Here is a 25,236-nt window from a genome sequence, read left to right as displayed (position 1 = left end):
AGGGCGGCGGGCAATCTTTGAGTAGGCAGGGTGGACATTGCGGCAGAGCCGCTCTGTCCGCTTACATCCCATCTTGTCCACCAGCGGCATTGGCGGAGCAGGAAACGGTGGATGTGTTTCTGAATGCCTTTGCAATGGGTTCCCATTGCAGCCGGTGGACAGGAATGGGAGCGTAGCGGACATGGCGGCTCTGCCGCAATGTCCACCCTCCTTACCGGCCATTTGCCGGCAACGGGAAAATGGTATCCGAAAGGATAAAGAAAAAAGCCGCGCCTCCGTGGGGAGACGCGGCTTCGGAGAGATACGGGGAAATCAATCAGATCTCCGCGACGGGCAGGTTCGACACCTCCTCGCGGACCTTTTCAGCCAGCGGGGTGGAGAGGTAGCGCTCCGTGGAGGAGCAGCCGACGGTGACGATCTTCTTGCCTTTGTACTCCGGACGCTTGGCGAGCTGGATGGCGGACCAGACGTTGGCACCGGTGGAGATGCCGGCCGGGAGGCCTTCGAGCTGGGCGAGCGCCTGCGCGGTGGCGAAGGCGTCGTCATTGGAAACCTGGATGACCTCGTCGATGATGGAGGTGTTCAGGTTGCCGGGAATGAATCCGGCGCCGATGCCCTGGATCATGTGCGGACCGGGTGCGCCGCCGGAAATGACGGGGCTGGCGGTCGGCTCGACGGCGAAGACCTTGAAGTCCGGCTTGCGCGACTTGATGACCTCACCCACGCCGGTGATGGTGCCGCCGGTGCCTACACCGGCGACGAAGGCGTCGATGTTGCCATCGAGATCCTTCCAGATCTCCTCGGCGGTGGTCTCACGGTGGACCTGCGGGTTGGCCGGGTTGTCGAACTGGCCGGGGCCGAAGGAGCCGGGATTCTCCTCGATGAGCTGCTTCGCCTTCGCGATGGCACCGCCCATGCCGCGCGCACGCGGAGTGAGGACGATCTCCGCGCCCAGCAGGCGCAGGAGCACGCGGCGCTCCAGCGACATGCTCTCCGGCATGGTCAGGATGATGCGGTAGCCTTTCGCACGGGCCACGAAGGCCAGCGCGATGCCGGTGTTGCCGGAGGTCGGCTCGATGATGAGACCGCCGGGTTTCAGGGATCCGTCCTTCTCGGCAGCCTCGATCATGGCCTTGCCAATACGATCTTTCACACTGAAGAGAGGGTTGAAGAACTCAGCCTTCACATAGATCTCTGCGTCGAGTCCCTGTGTGAGATGATTGAGGCGGATGAGCGGGGTGTTGCCAACGGTGGCAACCATGTTTTCTGCCAATGCCATGGTGTCGATTTATTCGGGGTTAGGAAAAATGGGGCCCGCCAGCGGTCACCGGTCATTGGCCATCGGGAAAGAGGTGACCGCTGACTGATGGCCGTTGACCTTCGTTAGATTTGGAAATCCGAGGTGCCGGAGTCAAGGTGAAGACCGCACTCGTACTTCTGGCCGCCGTAGCGGGTGGACTCCGCGTCGCCGTTTTCATCGACAGGGCGGGTGCTGTGCCAGTCACCCATGGTGACGTAGCCCTTCTCCGCCAGCGGGTGGCGCGGCAGGCCGTTCTGGTGGTAGTAGAGGTCCACCTGGGCGTCCGCCCAGTCGAGGATGGGGTAGGTCTTGATGGTGCGCTTCTGCTGTTCCACGAACGGACGCTCCGCGCGGGTGCTGGACTGGGAGCGGCGCAGGCCGCTGATCCAGACGTCGGCGCCGGTCTCACGCAGCGCGCGGTTCATCGGCTCCACCTTGGTGATGAGGCCGTATTTGTCCGCGCCTTCCTTCCCCTGGTCCCAGAGGTTCCCCCACAGCGCCTGGATGCGGGCGGCGGAGTACTGCGGGTGATAGACGCGGAGGTCGATGCTCAGCTTCGACATCAGCTCCTCCGCATACCGGTAGGTTTCCGGGAACAGAAAGCCGGTGTCGATGAAGACGACGGGGATCTTCGGCGCATGGTCGTTGATGAGCTTGAGCATCACCGCGGCCTGGATGCCGAAGCTGGTGGAGGCGACGAGGCGGTCACCCAGCCGTTCATGCAGCAACGCCAGACGCTCCCCCACGCGCAGCGGCGCGAGTTCCGCGGAAAGGGCTGCCGGATCGACATCGGCGATCGCGGGGATTTCAAATTTGAGCGCTTCCATGACGATGAATTGTTTTTTGTTGGATCAACGGGGATCGCGGCATTTCAACCGGTGATTCCCGGATAAGTGGATTCTTCAACCACAGATGGACGGGATGGACGCAGATGGAAGGAATGGGATGACGGATGCCGGAGACCCGGGATCTCCAACTCATCATTCCCCATCCATTCTCTTCATCTGCGTGAATCTGTGTTCATCTGCGGTTTGATTTCTTCTGGATCAGGTGGCGGACAATAATATCAGACGGCGGCGGTGGCCTCCGTCCGGATGTTGGCGTGGAAGTCCTTGCCCTGCACCGTGGCGGCGACGTAGCCGGTGCGGATGACGAAGTCGCCGAAGCGTTCGCCTTCGTTCCGTTCCTTGGCGTAGTGGCTGAGGATGGGTGTGAGCAGTGGCTTGATCTCCGCCGCCGGGAGGTCCTGGCGGTAGAGCTTATTCAGGCGCTGGCCGGCGTGACCGCCACCCAGGTAGACGTTGTAGCGGTCCGGACCACGACCGACGAAGCCGATCTCCGCGATGAACGGACGGCCGCAGCCGTTGGGACAGCCGGTCATGCGGATGGTGATGGCGTCGTGGCGCAGGCCGACTTCTTCCACCGTCTCCTCCAAATCCGTGACGACCTGTGGCAGGTAGCGTTCCGCTTCCGCCAGGGCCAGGCCGCACGTCGGCAGGGCGACGCAGGCGATGGAACTGAGGCGCAGCGCGCTTTTCTCATGGCTGTCCTTGATGCCGTACTGCTCCATCAGCGCCTCGATCTGGACGCGCTTCGCCGGAGAAATGTTGGCGATCATGAGGTTCTGGTTCGCGGTCAGGCGGAAGTCGCCGTCATGCACCTTCGCGATCTCGCGCAGGCCGGTGCGCATGGGGTAGGACGGCGTGTCGAGCACGCGGCCACCTTCCACGAACATGGTGTAGTGGAAGTTCCCGTTCGGGTCTTCCTGCCAGCCGAAACGGTCGCCGTTGTCCACGAACTCATATGGACGCGCCGGCTCCAGGTCGTAGCCGAGGTATTCGTTGAGCTTCGCCAGGATCCACTCCGGGCCGTGGTCGTCCACGGTGTACTTGAAGCGGGAGTGCTTCCGGTCCGTGCGGTCGCCGAAGTCACGCTGGACCATCACCACCTTCTCGGAAACATCCACGACCTGCTCCGCGGTGCAGTAGCCGATGACGTCCGCAAGACGCGGGTAGGTGGCCTCGTTCCCGTGGGTGGAGCCCATGCCGCCGCCGACGGCGACGTTGTAGCCGACGACCTTCCCGCCCTCGACGATGGCGATGAAGGAAAGGCAGTTGGCGAAAATGTCCACGTCATTGCTCGGTGGCACGGCGATGGTGATCTTGAACTTCCGCGGCAGGTAGGTCTTGCCGTAGATCGGCTCCTGCTCCTCCTCGGAGGTCTGCACCTTCTCACCGTCCAGCCAGATCTCATGGTAGGCGCGGGTGTGCGGGGTGAGGTGCGCGGAAATATCGACCGCCGCCTTCAGCACGTCCGCGTGGGCGGTGGAGAGATACGGGTTCGGGTTGCACATCACGTTCCGGTTCACGTCACCGCACGCGGCGATGGTATCCATGGCCGCCTTGTTGATGTCGGCAATGGTCCGCTTCAGGTTGGACTTGATGATGCCGTGGAACTGGAACGCCTGGCGGGTGGTCAGCTTGATGGTGCCGTTGGCGAAGGTGGTGGCCAGGTGGTCGGTCGCCAGCCATTGCTCCGCGGTGGCCACGCCGCCGGGAACCCGGATGCGGATCATGAAGGAGTACGCCTTGTCCAGCTTGTGCTTGCGGCGGGTGGCGCGGGTGTCGCGGTCATCCTGCTGGTAGGTGCCGTGGAATTTCAGCAACTGCTGGTCATCCTCCGAAAGCGAGCCGGTCGAAAGGTCCTGCAGACCTTCCGCGATGGTGCCGCGCAGGTAGTTGCTGCGGGTCTTGATGCCTTCGTTGGCGGAGAGTTTCTTGTCGGACATGGGAAGAAGTAGGAAGTGATCAGTGGAAGAGTTGGTTTCGGGCCTTCAGATGACCGGCGGCAGGATCTTTCACTGATCACTGCTCACCGATCACTCGGCACTGTTTCAATACACGTCGCGCTGGTAGCGTTTCGTTTTCTTGAGGTTCTCGACATAGGCCTCGGCTGCCTCGCGGGAGACGCCGCCCTCGAACTCGACCACGGAGATCAGCGCCTCGTGGACATCGTGCGCCATGCGGCTGGCATCGCCACAGACGTAGAAGTGCGCGCCTTCCTCCAGCCACGCGTAGACTTCCTTCGCATTCGCGATGATGCGGTCCTGCACATACACCTTCTCCGGCTGGTCACGGGAGAACGCGACGTCCAGCTTGCTGAGCGCACCGCTCTTGAGGTGGTCCTGCCACTCGAGCTGGTAGAGGAAGTCGTAGAGGTAGTGCTGGTCGCCGAAGAACAGCCAGTTCTTGCCGGTGCTGCCTAGCGCGCCGCGGTGCTCGATGAACGAGCGGAACGGGGCGACACCGGTACCGGGGCCGACCATGATGACCGGGGTGTGGCCGTCGGCGGGCAGGCGGAAGTTCTTGTTCGGCTGGACGAAGATGGAGACGTTCGACCCTGGCTTAGCGGCATCCGCGAGGTAGGTGGAGGCCACGCCCTTGCGCTTCCGGCCGTTGGTTTCGTAACGGACGGCGGCGACGGTGAGGTGCACCTCGTCCGGATGGGCCAGCGGGCTGGAGGCGATGGAATAAAGGCGCGGCGGCAGCTTGCGGAAGATGCCCGCCAGGGCCCCGGCGGAAAGACCCTTCGGCGCGAAATCCTCGATCGCATCGACGATCTCGCGGCCCCAGGTGTATTCCTTCAGCTTGTCCTTCGCGTCCTCCGCGAGCAGTTCCTTGAGAGATGCGGAATCGGCGGCCTCGGCCAGCTTCGTCAGCACGGCACGGGACAGCGCGGTGATGTCGAAGTCCTCGCGCAGGGCGTCCGCCAGCAGCTTCTTGCCGACGTTTTTCACCTCGATCTCCTCGGTGCCCTTCAGCTTCGCGGCCTGCAGGACATCCGCGACGACATCCGGAGCGTTGAAAGGCACGACGGCCAGTGCGTCGCCCGGCTCATAGGTCAGGCCGGAGCCGGACAGGGAGAACTCCACGTGGACGGTTTCCTTCGAGGTGCCCTCGCCGTTGAGCAGCACGTTGTCGATGATCTCGGACGGGAAAGGATTCTTCTTCCCATACTCCACGGCGGCCACGGGTGCCGGTGCGCTGAACGCGACCGGGTGCGGGGTGAACGTCGGGGCCAGCGCCTTGAGCGCGGCGTCCAGCCACGCGGCGTAGCCTTCCTCATAGTCCACGTCGCAGTCGGTGCGCGGGTTCACGCGGGACGCGCCGAGCGCCTCCAGGCGGGTGTCGAAGTCCTTGCCCGTCTGGCAGAACTTCTCATAGGACGTGTCCCCCAGCGCGCACACGGAGTAGCGCACGGAGCCGAGTTTCAGGTCACCGGCCATGAACTCCTTGTGGAAAGCGGAGGCCGTTTCCGGCGGCTCGCCGTCGCCCCAGGTGGAGACGATGACCAGCAGGTTCTCGATCTTGGAAAGGTCCGCGGGCTTGATGTCGGACATATTCTTCATCACCGCCTGGAAGCCGCGCTTCTTCGCTTCCTTCACCGTGCGGTCGGCCAGCGTCTCGGAGTTGCCGGACTCCGTGCCATAGAGCACGGTCAGCTTCGCGGAGGGCGCGGGTGCGGGTGTGGCAGCCGCGGAGGACACGGAAGCACCGGTGGCGGCAAGATAACCGCTCAGCCAGCTCTTCTGCGTGGGATCGAGACTGACAATGATGGAGACCAACGCCTTGCGTTGGTCTGGGGTAAACGGTGCGTGCTCAGGCAGCATAATCCTTAGTTCCTTACCTCTTTTTGTGAGGTTTCGGCGAGAAAATGCAGCCAATTCCCAACGAACGCAACATTTATATCGGGCAATGCACTGTACAGCCGGACAGGAAAACGGGCGAACGGCGGGCGGGGGGGACGTCTGGAACTCCCTACTAGGGATTCCAGTAACACCCGGTCCAGCCGGGAACAAATCAAACTCCTCTCCAGCGACAGACAAATCAACTGGCAGTAATCCTCCCCCGCCCCCAGCATGCTGATCTCCCCCAGACAGCAAAGCAGAAGCATCACGATGAAATGGTATCTTGAACACATGGATTTCCACCTCCCCTGGATAATCGGCCTGTTGTTCGTCGTCTTTGTCCCGACCGTGCCATTCCCTTGGTCGGCGGCAATCATCTGCCTCCCTCCCCAACTTCTCATCCTGACCAAGGCCCTGGTGGACTACCGGCCCCACGGGAAACCCTACGTGGCGCACATCCTCGTGAATGAATCGTTGCTGCTCGTCCCGATCCTGCTGAACTGGCTGATCCACTTACTGGGTTTCCGGACCCTGCTGGAATGGAAGCAGGTCACGCTGTTCAGCACGGCCTGCGGAAGGCCGTTTTCCTGAGGCGGCCGAAAGCGGATCTCACGGCGAACAGCAAGCCCGGGACCAATCCGCCGATGCCAGGGAAGCCGAAAGCGGTGAGAGTTCTCCGCGCCCGGAACTCCGCCCAGCCGTGGACGGTCCCGTCCGCCGTGACCACGACATAAGCCTGCCCCGGAGGGAAATCGGTGGCATCGATCTGCAATGTCCAGCCCTCCGGCATCTTCTGTAGCTCCCGGTAGAGGACCGTCACGATCCCAGGGTGCCACGCAGCGCGAGCGACGACGATGGTGTGCTGCCGGCAGATGTCCACGTAGCGGGTCATGTAAATGGGCGCATCATGGTCGCCTCCATCCGCATCCACCTCATGGAGTTCCCGGAGCGCGGATGCCACGAGGTCGAACGCATGGTCGAACTCCTTCACCATGGCATCGTCCTTGTGCTCCTCACCCGTGAAAAGAACCCGGGGAAGATCATCGTAATCCGTGTGACGGATGAAACGCAGCTTGTTGTCCATGCCGTTTGGAAAATAGGAGGAACGACTCCATCTCTCACCCGGATCACTTGTCTTTCCAAGTTTATTCCATATCCGTAAAAGGCTTGGCCCGGCGAACAATAACTGGAAACACCAGCACAACAACGCTGATGCCATCGTCCGGCGGATCAAACAAAAGGCTCAACCAATGGAGATTCATTTGAACGCACTGATTTTCGCCACCTTCGTACTTCGATTATGGGGCTTTCTCCCTTTTTTGAAGCAAGAAGAAGTCGACGAAATCAAACCGCTCATGAATATAAGGTCAAAAGCACATGCGATGTATTTGGTCATCGCCGGGGTTGGGATTCTGCTCGGCGGGGCAGTATCAGTTCCCGGGCTGTGGATGGATGCCTATCACTTCCGTTGGTTGTTTCTGGTGGTCGTGATCGCAGAGATTTCCGCGATCGCGGCTCTACCAGTCGGGTTGTTGAAAAAGACAACGGTGGATGTGATCCGCCGTGATGTTCAGAAATGCGTCGATGGCGCGATACTGGCCTTGGTATTTTTGTGAACCCTGTGGTGCTGAAGCTGGCAAAGCTGGTGAGCGGGTGAAATAGAAGGGGCGCAGCGGACTGCGCCCTCCCTCCAACTTTGGCGTTGAACCGGAGGGGACATCCCTATTTGGTATGCGTCCCCACCCCCGTTTTCACAAAATCCAATGAAACCCCGCCGCCTTTCCCTTCTCCCTGTCCGCGCACTGGCGCTGGCCACGCTTTCCGTTTCCTTTTCCGCAGGCCTGATGGCGGCACCACTCTACTGGGACGGAGCGACCGCAGGTTCCTGGAATGATGTGGCGAACTGGTCCACGGACCCGGGCGCGGGCACCCCGGACCCGGCGGCGGTCCCCGGTGCGGGTGACGTTGCCCATTTCTCCATCACCGGCCAGGCCACCAGCCGCACGGTCAACCTGATGACGGACCAAGCCGTGCAGGGCATCGTCACGGAAAACCTGACGGGCACGGTGACCCTGCGCGGAGGGGCGGGTGTACCTGTCACCCTCACACTCGGTGCCGGAGGCATCGACCACCTCCGGGGAGGCCTCACCATCGGCAACGCGGCGGACGCGGACAAGGTGAACGTCGTGCTGGCGGCCTCGCAAACCTGGAACAGCTCCACCGCGGGTTCCGGCTCCTCTGCCATCGCGCTTCACAATGATGTTTCCGCCGCGGCGGGAAGCCGGACCCTCACCCTCGACGGCAGCAACACCGGCTCATACATCGCTGGTGCCATTTCCAATGGTGGCGGGACCGTTTCCATCATCAAGGAAGGCTCCGGCATCTGGGAACTGCGGGGGGCCAACACTTATACCGGAGCCACGCAGGTCAACGCGGGCATCCTCCGCGCCACGACCGCGGCCTCCGTCTCTCCCGGCACCACCATCACCGTGGCGGACGGCGCGACTTTTTCCATCAGGATCGGCGGCACCGGCCTGACCGCGGAAGAGACGGATACCCTGCGGGGGCTCATCAGCTATGAATCCTCCGCCGCCTTCCTCGGCCTGGACTCCGCCTCGACGTTCACCTACGCGAGCGATATTTCCGGAAACCACGGACTGATGAAGACGGGCAACCAGACCCTCACCCTCAGCGGAAACAACAGCTACACCGGCGACACCGTCATCGCCGGCGGCCTGCTCGCCTACACAAGCCCCCAGGCCATCGCCGACATCAACAAAATCCACGCGAAGGCCGGAGCCGGCATCTTTGCCCTTGCCAGTGGATTCACCCCCACGGAACTGGAAGACCTGCGCGCCGCCGTCCATTATGAGGACAACACCGCCTTCTTCGGCATCAGCACCCAGACAGCCTCCATCAACTACGACGTGGCCATGGCCGGCGAGCATAGCTTCGTCAAAGCGGGCGTCAACACCCTCACCTTCGGTGGCAGCGGCAGCAACACCTACACCGGCACCACCAGAGTCGCCGGCGGCACGCTCCTGCTCAGCAAGACCGGCGGGGCCACCGCCATCGCCGGAAACGTCAACGTGACCAGCGGCACCCTCAGCCTCGGTGAGGCCGACCAGATCGCCGACACGTCCGTGATCACGGCCTCCGGCAGCAGCACGATCCGGTTCCAGGCGAAGAACGAAACCGTCGCCGGACTCTCCCTCACCGGAAGCGCCGACGCCAACACCGGCAACTCGACCAGCAGCGTCACCAGCGTCGTGAACCTGGGGACCGTCACCCTCGCGGACACCTCGCGCATCACCGTCAACAGCGGCGGCAAAATCACCGCCAATTCCATCTCCCTCACGGGAACCGTCGAGACCAACAACGCCGCCGGCAACATCCTGATCGGGGGTTCCCACGCCGGCGCGGTCTCGGGGTTGGAAATCGGCGCGGGGGGCCTCACGATGCAAAACCGGACGATCCAGGTCAACGGCACCACCAACAGCAGCCACCAGGGCACGAGGATCGCCCTGAATGGCACCTTCACCGGCAGCGGGGAAAACCTCATCAAATTGAACGGCTCGAACAGCCGCCTCGCCGAGCTGGCCATGGGAACGGGCGAGCGCACCTTCAACATCACCGGAGGCAACACCCAGATCGACCTCAATGTGGCTGGCGAGACCCTGGTGAAAACCGGCTCCGGATCGCTCGCGCTGACCGGAAACAACACCTATACCGGCCTGACGAAGGTCAACACCGGCATCGTCCGCGTGCTTTCCAACAACGCGCTGGGCGGCGCCGCGCAGGGAACGGAAGTGGCCGCAGGGGGCCAGGTCCGGCTGGAGAACAACGTCACCGTCACCAGTGAGTCACTCAGGATCTCCGGCACCTCCAACTCCGGCGTCTCCGCCGGCCTGCTGAACTTCAGCGGCAACAACGTGTGGGCCGGAAACATCGACCTGGATCTGAAAGTCGGCGCGGCCGCGATCCAGAATACCCGCATCAACATGACCGGCGGGACACTGGACATCCGGGGGGAAGTCTCCATCAACGACACCAGCGGCGCGACCTCCAACGGTGGCTTCGGCCTCGTCCTCACCGGGAATGAAGGCACCGGAACCATCTCCGGAGTGATCAAAGGCACCGGCGTCAACCAGAACCTCATCAAGAACGGTGCCAGCACCTGGGTGCTTTCCGGCACGAACACCTACACCGCCCTCACCCGCGTGGACGACGGCGTGCTCAGCGTGGATTCCATCACCCACAACCTCGGCACGCCGGACGCCAACAGCAACCTCATCAACCTGGGTGAAGGGGCCGCCTCCGGCACCCTCCGCTACACCGGCGCCGCGGATGAAACCACGAGCCGCGGGCTGCGACTCCGCTCCACCACCACCGGCAACGGCACCATTGAACAGGCCGGCTCCGGGGCGCTTGTCATCACCGGCCAGGTCAACGGCGCCTCCACCACCAGCGACAAGACCCTCACCCTCACCGGCTCCACCGCCGGCACGGGCGAACTGACCGGAGCCTTCGCCGATACGGACGGCACCGGCAAAACCAATCTCGTGAAATCCGGCACCGGCACCTGGACCCTCTCCGGAGCCGCCAAAGCCTATGAAGGCACCACCACCGTCACCGGCGGAGTGTTGAACGCCTCCACCTCCCTCAGCCATTCCACCTCCGTTTCCGTGACGGACGGCACCTTCCACATCGCGGCCGACAACGTCATCAAGGATGATGCCACCGTCACCCTCGGCAGCGGTGCCATCCTCCAGGTCACCGGCTTCACCGATGCCGCCGGGGTTCTGGCCGTGACCGGAAACTCCCAGTTGAAACTGTCGGGAGGCAACAACGCGCTGACCTTCGGCAACTCCGCCTCCGCGGACTGGACCGGAGGCCTCCTCGCCATCACCGGCTGGTCCGGCCTGGCAGCCGGGGACGATGAGATTTCCTTCGACGCGGCGGGCCTCACCGGCTCCCAGCTTTCCGCCATCACCTTCGTCAACCCGCAGGGTTTCGACGAAGGCATCTACAGCGCGAAGTTCCTGGGCAACCAGCTCGTCCCCGACGCCCTGATCCCCGAGCCTTCCACCACGCTGACCTTCCTTTCCGGAGCCGCCTGCCTGCTCATCCGCCGCCGGAGGAAGTAAGGAGGGAGGACACTCCTGTCCTCCGGCTGCAACAGGAACCCATGGCAATGGAACCCCGGGGAACAAATCCGCTTTCTCTCTTCATCCGCCAATGCCGCCGGTGGACAGGAATGGGAGCGAAGCGGACATGGCGGCTCTGCCTCAATACCCCCTTCTTGTTCCCTTGCGGCGCGAAGTTTCGCATTGAAATCCCACCCCGCTTTTGATTGGCTGGCTCTGGCTCCCGAAAAAACCCACGGCAGTCCACCAAAACCCCGTTTATGAAACCCCTCCGCTTTTCTGCGTTGGTCCGCGGCGTGACGGCATGTACTGCCGCCGTCATCACTCTCAGCGCCATCCCCGCATCCGCCGTCCCCTACTGGTGGGACGGAACCGCCGCCGACAATGACTGGGGCAATGCCTCCAACTGGTCCGACAGCTCCACCGCGAATGCGAACCCCACGGTCGTGCCCGGCGCACTGGACATCGCCAACCTCACCGCTTCCGGCCTCACCGGCCCTTTCAACATCAACCTCAACGGAAACCGTGCTGTTGACGGGCTTGCGACCGCGAACCTGGGATCACTCGCCACCCTTCTCGGCGGGAACGCCAGTTCCACGCTGGCCGTCGGCGGCGGCGGCATCAACCACAGCAGCGGCGGTGGCCTGACCATCGGCTCCGCGACGGCCGGTCAGGAAGTGAACCTTTCCCTCACGGCCAACCAGAAATGGACCAGCAGCGCAGCCGGCACCGGCCAGGCAGCGATGATCGTCAACAACACCGTCAGCAACGGTGCAGCCGGCGGCGGCACGGTCACCCTCACCTTGGGAGGCATCAACCAGAACGCCATCATCAATGGCGCGATTTCCAACGCGTCGGGCACCATCAACCTCATCAAGGCGGACGGCGGCATCTGGACACTGGGCAACGCGGCGAACACCGTCGGCACGACCCAGGTGAATGCCGGCCTCCTGCGGCTCCTCAATGCGACGACGCTCAATCCCGCCGCCACCACCGTCGCCTCCGGCGCCACCCTTTCCCTGCGGGTGGCGGGCAGCGGTTTCACCACCGCGAATGTCGATACCTACCTGAATGATGTCGTCAACAAGGTCACGTTCAACTCCGGCTCCACCCTGGGCCTGGACACCGCCAACGGTGACTTCACCTACAACAGCAACATCACCGGCACCCACAACCTGAACAAGCTGGGCGGCAACACCCTCACCCTGGGAGGGACGAACACCTACACCGGCACCACCACCATTTCCGAAGGCGCGCTCGCCATCGCGAACATCTCCGCCTACAACGGCAACGCCATCAATGTCACCGCCAACGGCATCCTGATGGCCCTCTCCGGCGGGTCCAACCTGACGACCACGCAGATCGACTCCCTGCGGACGGCCGCCACGTATTCCGCAGGCGGCGTCTTCGGCATCAACACGACGACCGGGGACTACATCTACGGCAGCACCATGACAGGTGGTCTGCGGTTCCAGAAGTCCGGGACCAACACGCTGTTCCTCACCGGGAACAACACCCACATCGGCGGCGTCAACGTCTCCGGGGGCATCCTGAGCGTGGACAACATCCGCAACGGCGGGGAGGCCGGCGCGCTGGGTTCCTCCAACAACGCGGCCGCAAACCTCAACCTGGCGGGCGGCCGCCTGCGCTACACCGGCACCGGGGACAACACCAACCGTCTCTTCCAACTGGCGGCCTCCAGCACCATCGACTCCTCCGGCACGGGCGCCCTCGTCTTTTCCAACACCGGCACCAACGCCACAGGTTCCGGAACCGCGAATGCCCGCACCCTCACCCTGACCGGCTACAACAAGGACGCAAACACCATCGCCGGCGTCATCGTCAACAGCGGTACCAGCACCAACATCACCAGCCTCACCAAATACGGCTCCGGCAACTGGACCCTTTCCGGGGCGAACACCTTCACCGGTGCCATCCGCCCGAACGGCGGCGTCCTGACACTCGACTACGGCACGTCCGACCCGCTCGCGGCGGGCGCGACCATTCTCATCAACCAGGGCGCCATCGAGTTCAAGGGCAGGTCCACCGGCGTCACGACGGATACCATTTCCAGCCTCATGATCGGGGATGGCAACAACGGCCTCGGCCGGGTGATCCTCAACGGCAACGGCGGCTCCGGCGTCCAGCTCACCATCACCACCCTCACCGGCACCGGTGGGAACTCGCAGCGGCACGACCTCATCGACCTTTCCGGAAATGCGGGGAACTCCATCACCGTCGGAACCCTCGCTCCCGCTGTCGTCGGCCCTCCCGCCGTCGCCGCCCCCCTGGCAATGGTCAACGGAGTCCTGATGAACGTGAACGGCGGCAGAGCGAACATCGTCCTGCGGGACACGGACGGCAGCTATGGCTTCGCCGCGCTGTCCGGAGCCACCTCCGGCACGATCCAGAAAGTCGCCGCAGCGAACCAGACCGTCCTCACCGCGAACAGCACCGTCAACATGGCGACCGCGGCGGCCAACTATGTCCTCAACGCCGCCGGCACCTACACCCAGCAGGCCACCACCCCCCTCGTCTTCAACACGCTGACGGTGGACTCCACCGCCGGGGCGGTGACACTCGACCTGGGGGCGAACGCCATCACCGCCGCCGGCAGCGGCAAGGGGATGCTCTTCAGCGGCTCCAACGACATCTCCATCACCGGCAGTTCCACCTCCTTCGGCGGCTCCGCGCTCTGGTTCCACAACTACGTCGCGGATGGAAAGGCTCTCAACATCTCCGCCTCCTTCGGCGCCTCCAACTTCATGATCGTCGGCGGCACCGGCACCACTCTCTACAGCGGCACCGGCCTGGCGGGCACCTTCATCCTCGACGGCGGCCTGTTCCGCGTGTCCACCGCGCAGAACCCCACCGCCACCCTGCGGATCAACTCCGGCGGCGTGTTCGAGATCGGCGCGGACCTCAACGGCGGCACCGCCGGGGACCTGACCAAGGCCATCGGCACCACGGCGGGGAACATCCAGTTCACCGGAGATTCCGGCCTCAGCGCCCATGGCGCGAACCGTGTGGTGAACTTCGGCGGCGCCAGTGCGGGCATCACCTGGGGTGCGGCGAATTTCCTCACCTTCGGTGACACCACGGATGGCGACTACACCTTCAAGCTGTCCTCCGTCCTCTCCGACTCCAACATCGAGATCCAGAACGGCATCAACCTGAACGGAAAGACCCGGGTGGTGGAGGTTGCCAACGGTTCCGCCGCCATCGACGCCACCCTCAGCGGCGCGTTGAGCGGAGATCTCTCCGCCGGCCTCATCAAGACCGGCGCGGGCACCCTCTCCCTCACCGGCACCAACACCTACCAGGGCGCGACCCGCGTGGATGCCGGGCGCCTCATCATCGGCTCCGGCGGCATCAACTCCTCCACCAGCATTCAGGTAAGGAACTCCACCCTCGAGTTCGGCCCGCAGGCCACCGCGAACAGCTTGGTGAACGACAACGCGCTGGTGACGCTGCAGGACGCCATCATGGTCACCAATGGCACTGTCGAAACCTTCGGTCCCCTGGTCATCGCCGGGAACAACCAGCTGCAGCTCGGTGGCAGCAACATCCTCCACATCGCAGACTCCTCCACACAGGTCTGGAGCAGCACCTTGGCCATCCTCAACTGGGGAGGCTTCAGCATGGGTGGCGGGGATGACCAGATCTACTTCGGCAGTGATGCGAACGGGCTGACCTCTTCCCAGCTTTCCAAGATCAGCTTCGTCAACCCCACGGTCGATGGGCAGGGCTATACGGGCAGCTTCAGCGCCAGCATCCTCAACAACGGGGAGATTGTCCCCGTCATCCCGGAGCCGTCCTTCGTGTCGCTGGCCCTCCTCGGCGCCGCCGGGTGGCTCACCCGCCGCCGCAGGAACCCCTGAACCGCACCACGGCAGCGGCACTCCACCGGCCAGCTTCGGAAAAGCCCGTCCCCGGACTGGGACCGCGGAATTCATTCCGCTTGGCTTCGTTGGCTGGATTTTTCGGGGCGGAATGAATTCCGCGGTCCCGGTCCGGCCCACCGTCCATCCACGGCCTCCCGGGGAATTTCCCGGAGATTTCTTCAAATAAAAATCAGGACCAGCCCGTCTCATCCCATATCCTGACCATGCACCGTTAGAACCACCTCCGCCGCCATGAACTCCGCGCGTCCATCCCTTTTCCTGCATCTCCTCTCGGCCTGCGCGCTCATGGCCTACACCGTGGTGGCTTGCACCGTCACCCCCACAGCAGAAGAAAATCCCGGTCCACCGGCGAAGCCCCACGTGCATGATGGGCGGGAAAACACGCCGCCAGCGCCCGGGCCGGAGCAGGAGATGAAGTGATGTTTGGACTTCACCTCCTCCTTCCGCCCGGCACAGAATGGCCGGAATGAACGGAGAGGACCAGCCGCTGCCTGCCACGGATCCGTATCTCACCCCGGAATCCCCACCGGAGGCGGAAACCACCCGCACCTACGTCACACCCGGGCTTTTCCGCCTGCTGCTGGGACTTTCCCTGGTGCTGGTCGTGTTGCAGCTCTCCGCCGACCTGATGACGGAGCACACGCTCCCTCCGGCGTTGCGCGGGTATGGAGCCGGTAACAATAACATGCCGGAAGGGACACAAGCGATCATCGCCTTCGGGCTGCTTGCCCTCGCTTTCCTGGTGTGCGCCGCCTCCTACGTGGGCATGTTCATGCTCCGGAAATGGGGCCGCCGGTGCTACGTCCTGTCCAACGTCGCCGGTATCGCCGCCGTTACTCTCCTGCCCCCGTACGTGCTCTCCAGCATCGCGGACGCCATCCACGGGGTGTCGTGCATCGCCATCGGCAAGATCATCGCCGTCGCGTATTTCACGCCTCTCTTCGACCAAGCGGAGGCGGAAAGGATGAATATGCGCTCCAACCGGCAGCCCGCAACCTGACCCACCCATGGCCTCCATCACCCTCAGCAAACTGATCGCATGGCACCTTCTCATGGTCGCCTCGCTCGCGCTGTGCTGGGTGGTGACGGACCTTTGGATCCTGCCGGTGGCCGTCGCCAATCTGGCGATGTTGATGGTGAGGCCACCGCCGGAACAGCGTGCCTCCTCCCTGTTCTCCTCGTTCGCCATCGTTTTCACCATCTCCATGCTCGGGACCTTCCTCATCGCCTTGGATGCCAACTGGCTGGAACGGGGGATCTTCACGGCCGTTCCACCGGCCTACGTCCGGTGGTTGGCCCTGGCACTGCTGGCGCAGGCTTCCCTGCGGCTCATCACCTGCTGGCGGAACTCCAACAGCCCTTCCGCAGATCCCACACCCCCGGAGAAATCCGGACGCACCTATGCCTATCACTGCCCGTCCTGCCAACAACCGGATGGGGTGGAAGCCATTTCCGTGATCCCCGAGCCGAAGTTCACCTCCTGGAACTGCCCCGCATGCGGCCAGCTCGTTGGCCCGGCGCTGAAGCACCCGGTCGTGCTCGTTTTCCTGCATACCATCTTCCTCGCGCTCTACCTCGTGGTGACCGCGATGAAGCTCTGTCCGCTGTGGGTGTCCGTCATGGGACTCATCATCTCGCATGGCATCATCCACTATCTGGCGGGCGGCATCAAGATCGTGCCCATCGCCCGGCAGAAGGATTTCATCGAAGAGGAAATGACCTCCCGTCCGTAGCGGCGTGTTGAAGAACTGTGGCTGTCCCCTTATCCCCTGACCGTCCGCCGCAGGAAATCCAGCGCGGACTGGCTGGCGGCCTGCTTGAAGTCCTTCCGCTTGCGCGGGTGATAGACCTTCAGCGCCAGCGTCTCACGGCCCTTGATGGCGAGGCCGATCCACGCGGTCCCGATCGGCTTTTCATCCGATCCACCGCCCGGCCCGGCGATGCCGGTGATGGACAGCGCGACATCCGCCCCGCCCACGCGCAGCGCGCCCTCCGCCATCTGGCGCGCCACCGGCTCGCTCACCGCACCGTATTCCGTGATGCTCTCCGGGGACACGCCCAGCAGGCCGGTCTTCGCCTCGTTCGCATAGGTGACGAAGCCGTGGGTGAAGACGATGCTGGACCCCGGCACGTTGGTGATCCGGTTGGCGATCAGCCCGCCGGTGCAGCTTTCCGCCGTGGCCAGCTTCCACATCTTTCCCGTGAGCAGGCGCACCACCGTGCGCTCCAGCGAGCTGCCGTCCTCACTGATGAGATTGTTTTCAAAAGCACCCAGCGCGATCCCCCGCCCCGCCTGCAGCGCGTCCGCATTTCCGATCAGACGCAGGTCCACCTCACCCACGTGGGCGCAGTAGCCATACTCCAGCCCCGGCACGGCGGCGAGCCGCGCGTCGATGCCCTGGTGGAAGTCACTCTCACCGATGCCGGTAAACTTCATTTCCAGCACGTCGTTGAACGTCTCGATGCCGGAAAGGGCGCGGAGCCGGGGCACCACCTCATTGTGGAACATGGGGTAGAGTTCGCGAGGCGGCCCCGGCAGCAGGAAGATGGCGCAGTTCCCGCGCTCATTGAGGCGCGGCGGCACGTAGATGCCGGGCGCGGTGCCGTTCGGGTTCGGAAGGACATCCGCGCCGACGATGACCAGCGCCTGCTTCAGGTTGGACTCCGCCATCGCCTTTCCGCGCATGGCGAAAAACGCCTCCAGCGAGCGCACCGCCGCCTCGTCCGTGATGAGATCCGCGCCCAGCACCTCCGCGGTGATCTCACGCGTAAGGTCATCGCTCGTCGGCCCGAGGCCGCCGGTGACGATGACCGCGTCCGCACGGCTCACGGCTTCCGCCAGAGCGTCCCGGATCGCCTCACCGTCGGGCACCGTCGTCTGGCGGGTGATCCTCAGGCCCAGCTTGAAAAGTTCCCGCCCGAACCACGCGCCATGCGTGTTCAGCGTGTTGCCCAGCAGCAGCTCCGTTCCGGTATTCAGGATCTCGATTCTCACGGCCACAGCCTGCGCCGGGACGGGGCCGCGGGCAAGTGCCGGGTAGTGGGCTTCCCCGCTGGGAGCGCTGGTCTCCAAACCGGCGTCTTTGTGGGAAAATTCTCCCTCTGCCCAGCGGATGGCATCATGACGCGGAGGACATGATGGATGGAGACAGGTCATGTCATCTGGGACAGGAGGACTTGGGATGGCAGCCATTCCAGAGCAGAAGATGCCGGTCTGAAGACCGGCGCTCCCAGCGTCTGTCACGGCGTTCCCGCCCTCAGCTTTCTCCGCGCGATGAACCACAGCACGCCCGGCACCAGGATGCTGGTCGCCACGGCCCAACCGGGAGCGTCTTTCCCGCTGGCTCCGATGGCGGCGAAAACGGCTGCCATGGGCAGATTTCCGCAGGCGGAGGCGAGCAGGAACCGGCCGAAAGGCATGCGCGAGATGCCCGCCATGCAGGACACCGTCTCCGGCAGGATGGGGATGGCGCGTGACAGCGTGACCATCCAGCCACCGCCGTTCGCGAAAAATTTCCGCCCCCTTTCATAGTCCGCATCCCCCAGCCAGCGGCGGACGAATCCCTCCCCCATGATCCTGCCCAGTCCGTAGCCGGTGGCGGCCGCCAGCATGGTGCCGGTGAAAGCGAGCACCGCACCGAGCCACGGGCCATAGATGTAACCCAGCGCCGCCATGACCACGGTGGCCGGTATGGGCAGCACCAGATCCGCCGCCAGCAGGCCGATGCCCGCCGCCCATGCCCAGCTCCCTCCCGCGCCGATCCATGCGGCGGTACCATCGAGGGTGAGCCGCTCATCCCATGAGCCGCCCCAGACCAACCAGGTGGCCAGGACCACCATGGCCAGGCCGAGGAACAGGAAGACCAAACGCATGGCCGGACCGTGGTCGGAAACCACGCTCCGCTCAATGCACAAAAAAACGCCGGAAGGCATCCCTTCCGGCGTCCGTTGAATCGTGGGGAGCGCGGTGCTTATTCCGCCGGTTTGCCGTGGGCTTTCATCGCCTCAAGCTGCTTCTTCAGGCCATCCATCTGGACGGCGGCTTCGCTTTCCGGAGCGACTTTCTTCGCTTCGTCCACGGCCTTGATCGCTTCGTCGAATTTCCCCTGCTCCGCATAGACCAGACCACGCATGAGGGTGACGCGCTGGGTATCCTCCGGCTCCATGCCGCCTTCCTTGAGGGTCTTGTCGATGAGTGCCAGGGCACCGTCGAAGTCCTGCTTCTCCGCGAGGGCATTGAGATCCGCCTCGAACTTGGTGATACGTCCTTTCGCCTCCTGCTTCTTCACGAAGCCGGTGGAGTCCTCCGGATCCGCCTTCTTGATCGCGTCCACGGTGGAGACGTAGAAGCCGGAAACCATCGCGTCGCTGAGTTCCATCCCCTCCAGCACACCCACCAGGGCCTTCGCCTTGGCCGCTCCCTCGAGCTTCTCTGCGGCGGCGAATCCTTCGTCACGCGCCTTGCGCTTCTCCAGCAGCGTGTCGAGGTGCTTCACATACTCCGCCGGGCCACCCGGTTCATAGCCGGTCGCGGCGAACGGGCGGCCTTCCTCATCGGCCAGCAGGATGGTCGGGAAGCCCTCAACGACGTATTTCTTCGCCAGTTCCTCGTTCTGCTTCTGCAGCGCCTCCGACTGGCCGGACTTGTCCTGCGGATAGTCCAGCTCCAGCAGGACGAACTTGTCCTTCACGCCGTTCTTGAACGTGTCATGCTTGAAGACCTCATCATTGAGCTTGATGCACCAGCCGCACCAGTCGGATCCGGTGAAGTCGATCAGCAGGGATTTCTTCGCTCCGGCGGCTTCCTTTTTCGCCGCTTCGTAATCGGTGCTCCAGCCCTCGCCCGCGGCGAACGAGATGCCCGTGCAAAGAAGGGACAGCAGCGCCGCCCGGGTATGGGTCATGAGTTTCATGTTGAACGAACGTGCGTTGGCTTCCGGCGGGCGTCTAGTGGATTATTTCGCGGCGCTGAACATCGAACATCGAACGCCCAACATCGAACTTTGAAGGGAAGAAGGGGTGTTTGGCGCGGGGAGAACAAAGGACCATCTATGGGTGGATGGCGTTTCTTCCAGGCGCAGATTAAAAAACGCCCTAACCGCCCGGAAGACTCCGCCTCCGGAACCACTTCAATGTTCGATGTTCCCTCAGTATCCCAACCAGGGTCCGAGCCATTTCTCGGCCTCTTCCACGGTCATGCCCTTGCGCGCCGCATAGTCCTCGATCTGGTCTTTCTGGATCTCGGAGATGGCGAAGTAGTGGCTTTCCGGATGGGAGAAGTAGAGGCCACAAACGGCCGCCCCGGGGTGCATGGCGCAGCTTTCCGTGAGTTCCACACCGGTCGCATCGGTCGCGCCCAGCAGGTCGAAAAGGATGGGTTTTTCCGTGTGGTCCGGCTGGGCGGGGTAGCCCGGCGCGGGACGGATACCCTGGTAGTTCTCATGGATGAGCTGGTCCTTCGTCAGTTCCATCTCCGTCTCATAGCCCCACTCGATCCGCGCACGGTGGTGGAGCAACTCCGCGAAGGCCTCCGCGAAGCGGTCCGCGATGGCCTTCACCATGATGGAGCCATACGGATCGTGTGCCTTCTCCAGCTCCGCCGCGAATTCATCCGCACCATGGATGCCGACGACGAACCCGCCGATGTGGTCATTGTACGTGGCGGCGATCACCGGTCGCCGTCCTGCCGGGCCACCCTCACCCACGAACTTCCAGTCCGCCAGGCCAGCCACCACGGGATTCTCCAGGATATACCCCCTTTGGTTCAGGTAGTCCTCACCATCCCGTACCATGTGATCGTAGGAATCCTTCTGCCAGAACTCCCCGCTCCGTCCCAGGTATTGGTTCGCCTCCTTCGCGGACGCGGACTTGATGCCCTGCAGGATCGCCGAAAGCGAATGACCCTCCACCGGTTGGATGAGGCAGTGCACGTGGTTCGGCATCACGCACCATGCGCCGATGTGATAGCGCTCGCCCTCGAAGTGGAGCAGGCAGCGTTTCACGATCTCCGCAACCGCCGGATCCTTCATCGCGCATGAACCGTGCTGCTGGGTCATCATCTCCTCGATCCTTCCGGAAAAGAGTTCGGCAAGCCGCTTGCGGGCATCACGCGCGGTGGTTGCTTCGCCTGACTGCTCCGCCTTGAGGAGGATCGCCTCCAGATCGGCCTTCTCTTTGTGATACGCACCGATGACCGAGGCAGGCAGAGAGTCCGCGAGGCGGAAGGTCACCGCATAGGTCGCACCATCCTGATACCAGTGTGGCAGGCTGGTGCTCCGGCTTTTCGCGATGGAGTCATCCGGATTGAGGAACGTGGGGGAAAAGGCGGAGTCTCCCGACGGCGACCGGTGATCGCCGCCACTTTGCTTCACCGGAGCCACCCAGTCCGCGAGCGCGGCGTTCGGCTTGCCGGAGTCTTTCTTGAGTTGTTGGCGCAGGGTGTGGAAGCGGGTCTTCTCCGCGCTCCGCGTTTCATCCGCCCAGACGATGACATCATCCCCCTGCGAGTTCGCGGGGAAGAAGCCGTACATGCCACGCGCGGTGAACCGCCGCTCCGCGATGATCCGCTCCACCCACGCCATGGCGTCCTGATAGAGCTTCGCCGCCTCCGCCGCGCCTTCCTCGTTGCGGGTCTTCAGGACCTTCTTCTCGCGGTCCCACACGCCGCGCAGTTCCCATGCGTGGAAGAAAGGCGTCCAGTCGATGTAGTCCGCCAGTTCGGCAAATGATTGATCCTCCACCACGCGCACGCCAGTAAAGGATGGAACCGGCGGGGTATAGGTCTCCCAGTCCAGCTTCGGCCCCGCCTTGCGGGCGTCCGCCAGGCTGAGGGTTTCCTTCTTCGGCCCGCCGAGAAAGGCGGCGCGCTGCTTCTCCTGCTTCGCCAGGTTCTCGGCGACGAAGCCGGAGCGTTGTTCGTCCGAAAGCAGGGCGGTCGTCACCGGCACGGAGCGGGAGGCGTCCAGCACATGCACCACCGGTCCGGAGTAGTGCGGCGCGATCTTGATGGAAGTGTGCGCGGCGGAGGTGGTGGCACCACCAATGAGCAGCGGCAGCTTCATGCCCGACTTCTCCATTTCCTTCGCCACGTGCACCATTTCATCCAGCGACGGGGTGATGAGGCCGGAAAGCCCGATGACATCCGCACCGATCTCCTTCGCCTTCGCGAGGATCTTGTCACAGGAAACCATCACGCCCATGTCCGTGACCTCGAAGCCGTTGCAGGACAGCACCACACCGACGATGTTCTTGCCGATGTCGTGCACGTCCCCCTTTACGGTAGCGATGAGGAATCGCCCGGCGGAGTTGCCGCGCTCCGCCTTTGCCAGGGCCTCCTCATAGGTCAGAGAAGGATCTTCCTTCTGCAGCGCCTCGATGTCGCCCGCGAGGTTCGCGGCCTTGTCCTCCTCCATGAACGGCGTCAGCCAGGCAACGGACTTTTTCATCACACGGGCGGACTTCACCACCTGCGGCAGGAACATTTTCCCCGCGCCGAAGAGGTCGCCGACCACGCCCATGCCGTCCATCAGCGGACCTTCGATGACCTTCAACGGGCGCTCATACTTCACACGAGCCTCCTCCGTATCCTCGTCGATGAATTTGTCGATGCCCTTCAGCAGCGCGTATTCCAGCCGCTTCTCCACGGACTCGTTCCGCCAGGAAAGATCCTCCTCCAGCTTCTTGCCGCCCTTGCCCTTGAAGCTTTCCGCCAGGTCGAGCAGGCGCTCCGTCGCATCGTCGCGGCGGTTGAGCAGGACGTCCTCCACGGCCTCCAGCAGGTTCTTCGGGATCTCGTCATAGACCTCCAGCATGCCGGCGTTGACGATGCCCATGTCCATGCCCGCCTTGCCCGCGTGGTAGAGGAAGGCGGAGTGCATGGCCTCCCGCACCACATTGTTGCCGCGGAAGGAGAAGGAGATGTTCGACACACCGCCGGACACCTTCGCGCCGGGGAGGTTCTCCTTGATCCACCGCGTGGCGTTGATGAAGTCCAGCGCGTAGTTGTTATGCTCCTCGATGCCGGTGGCGACGGTGAGGATGTTCGGATCGAAGATGATGTCGTCCTGGTTGAAACCGACCTCATCCAACAGGATGCGATAGGCGCGCTCACAGATGCGGATCTTTTCCTCGTAGGTCGCGGCCTGGCCTTTTTCATCAAAGGCCATGACCACCACCGCCGCGCCGTATTTCATGATGTGGCGCGCGTGGTCCCGGAAGACGTCCTCCCCTTCCTTCAGCGAGATGGAGTTCACGATCCCCTTCCCCTGCAGGTATTTCAACCCCTCCTCCAGGATCTCCCACTTCGAGGAGTCCACCATGATCGGCACCTTCGCCACATCCGGCTCCCCCTGCACCAGACGCAGGAACTGGCTCATCATCGCCTTGCCGTCGATCAGGCCGTCATCGAAACAGATGTCGATCACGTTCGCACCGTTCTCCACCTGCTGGCGGGCCACCTCCACCGCCGCCTCCAGGTCGCCCGCGCGGACCAGCTTCGCGAACTGCGGGGAACCCGCGACGTTCGTGCGCTCCCCGATCATCAGGAAACGCTTGTCCGCGGTGTGGTTGTAGGCGTCCGTGCCGGAAAGGCGGAGGGCGTGGGGAATGGTTTTCATGGGAACATCGAACATTGAACATCCAACATCGAACGCTGAATGGAAGAAAGGGATGGAGTGGCCGGTGGGAGCGAAAGCATCCGGGAAAACGGACAGAGCAGAACTGGGAATCTCTTCATTTCGATGTTCGATGTTGGGCGTTCGATGTTCGATGTTCAACCAATCACCGGCACCTGCCGCGGCGCGTATTTGGCGACGGCCTGTGCGATGGCGGCGACGTGCTCCGGGGTGTTTCCGCAGCAGCCACCTGCAAGGTTGAGCAGCCCGGCTCCGGCGAATTCGGCCATGTAGTCGTGCATGTGCGGCGGCTCGAGGTCGAAGCCGGTCGGGGCCAGCGGGTTCGGCAGGCCGGCGTTGGGATAGCAGGAGACGTGGGTGGCGGCGCAGGCGGAGAGTTCCTCCAGGAAAGGCTTCATCAGGTCCGGACCGAGGGAGCAGTTCAGACCGATGGCCAGCGGGTCGATGTGGGCGAAGGCGTTCCACAACGCCTCCACCTTCTGCGCGGAGATCATGGTTTCCCCGCCACGGCCGACGGCGGCGGAGACGATGACCGGCAGGCGGTGCTTCATTTCCCCATACACTTCTTGGATCGCCACGACGGCGGCCTTCGCGTTGAGGGAATCGAAAATGGTCTCCACCATGAGGATGTCGCAGCCGCCCTCGATGAGCGCGCGGACCTGGTGTTTGTAGTCCTCCAGCACCTGGTCGAACGTGACCACGCGGAAGGCGGGATCATTCGCATCCGGGCCGTTGGTGAGGGAAACGGTGAGCGGCCCGATGGCACCGGCCACATAGCGGCGGATGCCGGTGTCGCTGCCGATGTTGTCCGCCCATTTCCGGCACAGCCGGGAGGATTCGTAGTTCAGCTCCCAGGCCAGGTCTTTCAGGAACGGGTTCTCCAGGATCTTCTGGAAGAACTCCGGATCCTTCCGCCCGCCATGCTCCCGCGGATCCTCCACGAAGAACTCGCTCTGGGCGATGCTGGTGGCGGAAAAGGTGTTCGTCTCGCAGATGTGGGAACCCGCCTCGTAGAACCGCTTGTGGATGTCACCGATGACGTCCGGACGGGTGATGGAGAGGATGTCGCCGTTGTTCAGCAAGTCCTTGTCCGTGTCCGCGAAGCGCTCGCCCCGCGCATCTTTCTCCCCCAGTCCGTAGGTCCGGATGGTGGTGCCCATCGCTCCGTCCAGAACGAGAATCCGTTCGGAAAGGGACTTCTTCAGGTCATCGGTGGGATCGGCTTGCGGCATGCCGCAGCCTATGCCGGAAAACCCGCTGCTCAAGAAACAAATCTTCGCATCACGATATGATGATGCGTGAGAAGAAGCATCATGGAGGGCACACTCCGTTGTGCCCTCAGAAAATGCCGCCGAATGGCTCCGCCATTCGCAGTCCGAAAGGCAGGGACCGACCTCCGGGCGGTCCGGTGGGTTATAGCCACCAATATCTTACGACGACGACTACATGTTGATGCCATCTGTTAGATGCGGAATCGGAAGAACTTGGTGATTTCTCACCACCGGACCGCCCGGAGGTCGATCCCTGCCTCTAATAATGCATTTCGCCCTCCGTTCCTCACCTT

General features: G+C 63.3%; 17 protein-coding genes. 7 read left to right on the top strand and 10 right to left on the bottom strand.

Going from position 1 to position 25,236, the window contains the following annotated elements; all coding sequences use genetic code 11:
- Nucleotides 1–316 precede the first annotated feature (316 nt).
- The 4 genes from cysK to KF712_18420 form a co-directional block, all read right to left on the bottom strand.
- Complete coding sequence (gene cysK, locus KF712_18435; protein MBX3742969.1) at nucleotides 317–1,279, bottom strand: cysteine synthase A; 963 nt, start codon at nucleotides 1,277–1,279, stop codon at nucleotides 317–319.
- Between the two features lie 104 nt (nucleotides 1,280–1,383).
- A complete protein-coding gene (locus tag KF712_18430) occupies nucleotides 1,384–2,127 on the bottom strand; it encodes a phosphoadenylyl-sulfate reductase (GenBank protein ID MBX3742968.1) in 744 nt (247 codons plus the stop codon).
- 239 nt (nucleotides 2,128–2,366) lie between these two features.
- Nucleotides 2,367–4,088, bottom strand: a complete 1,722-nt coding sequence (locus KF712_18425; GenBank protein MBX3742967.1) for an NADPH-dependent assimilatory sulfite reductase hemoprotein subunit — start codon at nucleotides 4,086–4,088, stop codon at nucleotides 2,367–2,369.
- Nucleotides 4,089–4,193: 105 nt separating this feature from the next.
- Complete coding sequence (locus tag KF712_18420; protein MBX3742966.1) at nucleotides 4,194–5,969, bottom strand: assimilatory sulfite reductase (NADPH) flavoprotein subunit; 1,776 nt, start codon at nucleotides 5,967–5,969, stop codon at nucleotides 4,194–4,196.
- A gap of 288 nt (nucleotides 5,970–6,257) precedes the next feature.
- Between KF712_18420 and KF712_18415 the strand changes: the two genes are divergently transcribed.
- A complete protein-coding gene (locus KF712_18415) occupies nucleotides 6,258–6,578 on the top strand; it encodes a hypothetical protein (protein ID MBX3742965.1) in 321 nt (106 codons plus the stop codon).
- On the opposite strand, the gene KF712_18410 is transcribed toward KF712_18415, so the two are convergent.
- Nucleotides 6,547–7,071 carry a hypothetical protein gene (locus KF712_18410; protein ID MBX3742964.1) on the bottom strand — a complete coding sequence of 175 codons (525 nt, stop codon included), beginning with the start codon at nucleotides 7,069–7,071 and terminating at the stop codon, nucleotides 6,547–6,549. The two genes, KF712_18415 and KF712_18410, sit on opposite strands and share 32 nt — an antisense overlap.
- Before the next feature lie 166 nt (nucleotides 7,072–7,237).
- Here KF712_18410 and KF712_18405 point away from each other — a divergent pair, with 166 nt between their 5' ends.
- The 6 genes from KF712_18405 to KF712_18380 all read left to right on the top strand — a co-directional run bounded on the left by KF712_18405 (nucleotide 7,238) and on the right by KF712_18380 (nucleotide 16,772).
- Entirely contained in the window at nucleotides 7,238–7,603 is a 366-nt protein-coding gene (locus KF712_18405; GenBank protein MBX3742963.1) for a hypothetical protein, read from the top strand.
- 147 nt (nucleotides 7,604–7,750) lie between these two features.
- A complete protein-coding gene (locus KF712_18400) occupies nucleotides 7,751–11,134 on the top strand; it encodes an autotransporter-associated beta strand repeat-containing protein (GenBank protein ID MBX3742962.1) in 3,384 nt (1,127 codons plus the stop codon).
- Between the two features lie 260 nt (nucleotides 11,135–11,394).
- Nucleotides 11,395–15,015, top strand: a complete 3,621-nt coding sequence (locus tag KF712_18395) for an autotransporter-associated beta strand repeat-containing protein (GenBank protein ID MBX3742961.1) — start codon at nucleotides 11,395–11,397, stop codon at nucleotides 15,013–15,015.
- Between the two features lie 255 nt (nucleotides 15,016–15,270).
- Complete coding sequence (locus KF712_18390; GenBank protein MBX3742960.1) at nucleotides 15,271–15,459, top strand: hypothetical protein; 189 nt, start codon at nucleotides 15,271–15,273, stop codon at nucleotides 15,457–15,459.
- A gap of 37 nt (nucleotides 15,460–15,496) precedes the next feature.
- Nucleotides 15,497–16,039, top strand: coding sequence for a hypothetical protein (locus KF712_18385; GenBank protein MBX3742959.1), 543 nt, complete (start codon nucleotides 15,497–15,499; stop codon nucleotides 16,037–16,039).
- Nucleotides 16,040–16,046: 7 nt separating this feature from the next.
- Nucleotides 16,047–16,772, top strand: coding sequence for a hypothetical protein (locus tag KF712_18380; protein MBX3742958.1), 726 nt, complete (start codon nucleotides 16,047–16,049; stop codon nucleotides 16,770–16,772).
- Nucleotides 16,773–16,801: 29 nt separating this feature from the next.
- Here the strand turns inward: KF712_18380 and KF712_18375 are convergent, their stop codons facing one another.
- From KF712_18375 to KF712_18355, 5 genes are all read right to left on the bottom strand, one after another.
- On the bottom strand, nucleotides 16,802–18,196 hold the full coding sequence (locus KF712_18375) for a competence/damage-inducible protein A (GenBank protein ID MBX3742957.1): 1,395 nt from the start codon (nucleotides 18,194–18,196) through the stop codon (nucleotides 16,802–16,804).
- Nucleotides 18,197–18,279: 83 nt separating this feature from the next.
- Nucleotides 18,280–18,912, bottom strand: coding sequence for a VTT domain-containing protein (locus KF712_18370; GenBank protein ID MBX3742956.1), 633 nt, complete (start codon nucleotides 18,910–18,912; stop codon nucleotides 18,280–18,282).
- Between the two features lie 98 nt (nucleotides 18,913–19,010).
- Nucleotides 19,011–19,943: a thioredoxin family protein gene (locus tag KF712_18365; protein MBX3742955.1), complete on the bottom strand. Its 933-nt coding sequence runs from the start codon at nucleotides 19,941–19,943 to the stop codon at nucleotides 19,011–19,013.
- A 243-nt stretch (nucleotides 19,944–20,186) separates the two neighbouring features.
- Entirely contained in the window at nucleotides 20,187–23,669 is a 3,483-nt protein-coding gene (locus KF712_18360; GenBank protein ID MBX3742954.1) for a dihydropteroate synthase, read from the bottom strand.
- Between the two features lie 140 nt (nucleotides 23,670–23,809).
- Nucleotides 23,810–24,904 (bottom strand): homocysteine S-methyltransferase family protein, encoded by a 1,095-nt coding sequence (locus KF712_18355; protein ID MBX3742953.1) that lies wholly within the window; start codon nucleotides 24,902–24,904, stop codon nucleotides 23,810–23,812.
- Between the last annotated feature and the right edge of the window lie 332 nt (nucleotides 24,905–25,236).

It is taken from the genome of Akkermansiaceae bacterium, from assembly GCA_019634595.1.
Classification (GTDB): domain Bacteria; phylum Verrucomicrobiota; class Verrucomicrobiia; order Verrucomicrobiales; family Akkermansiaceae; genus Luteolibacter.
Note: the sequence above shows the minus strand (reverse complement) of the source record. Positions and strands in the feature narration are given on the sequence as shown.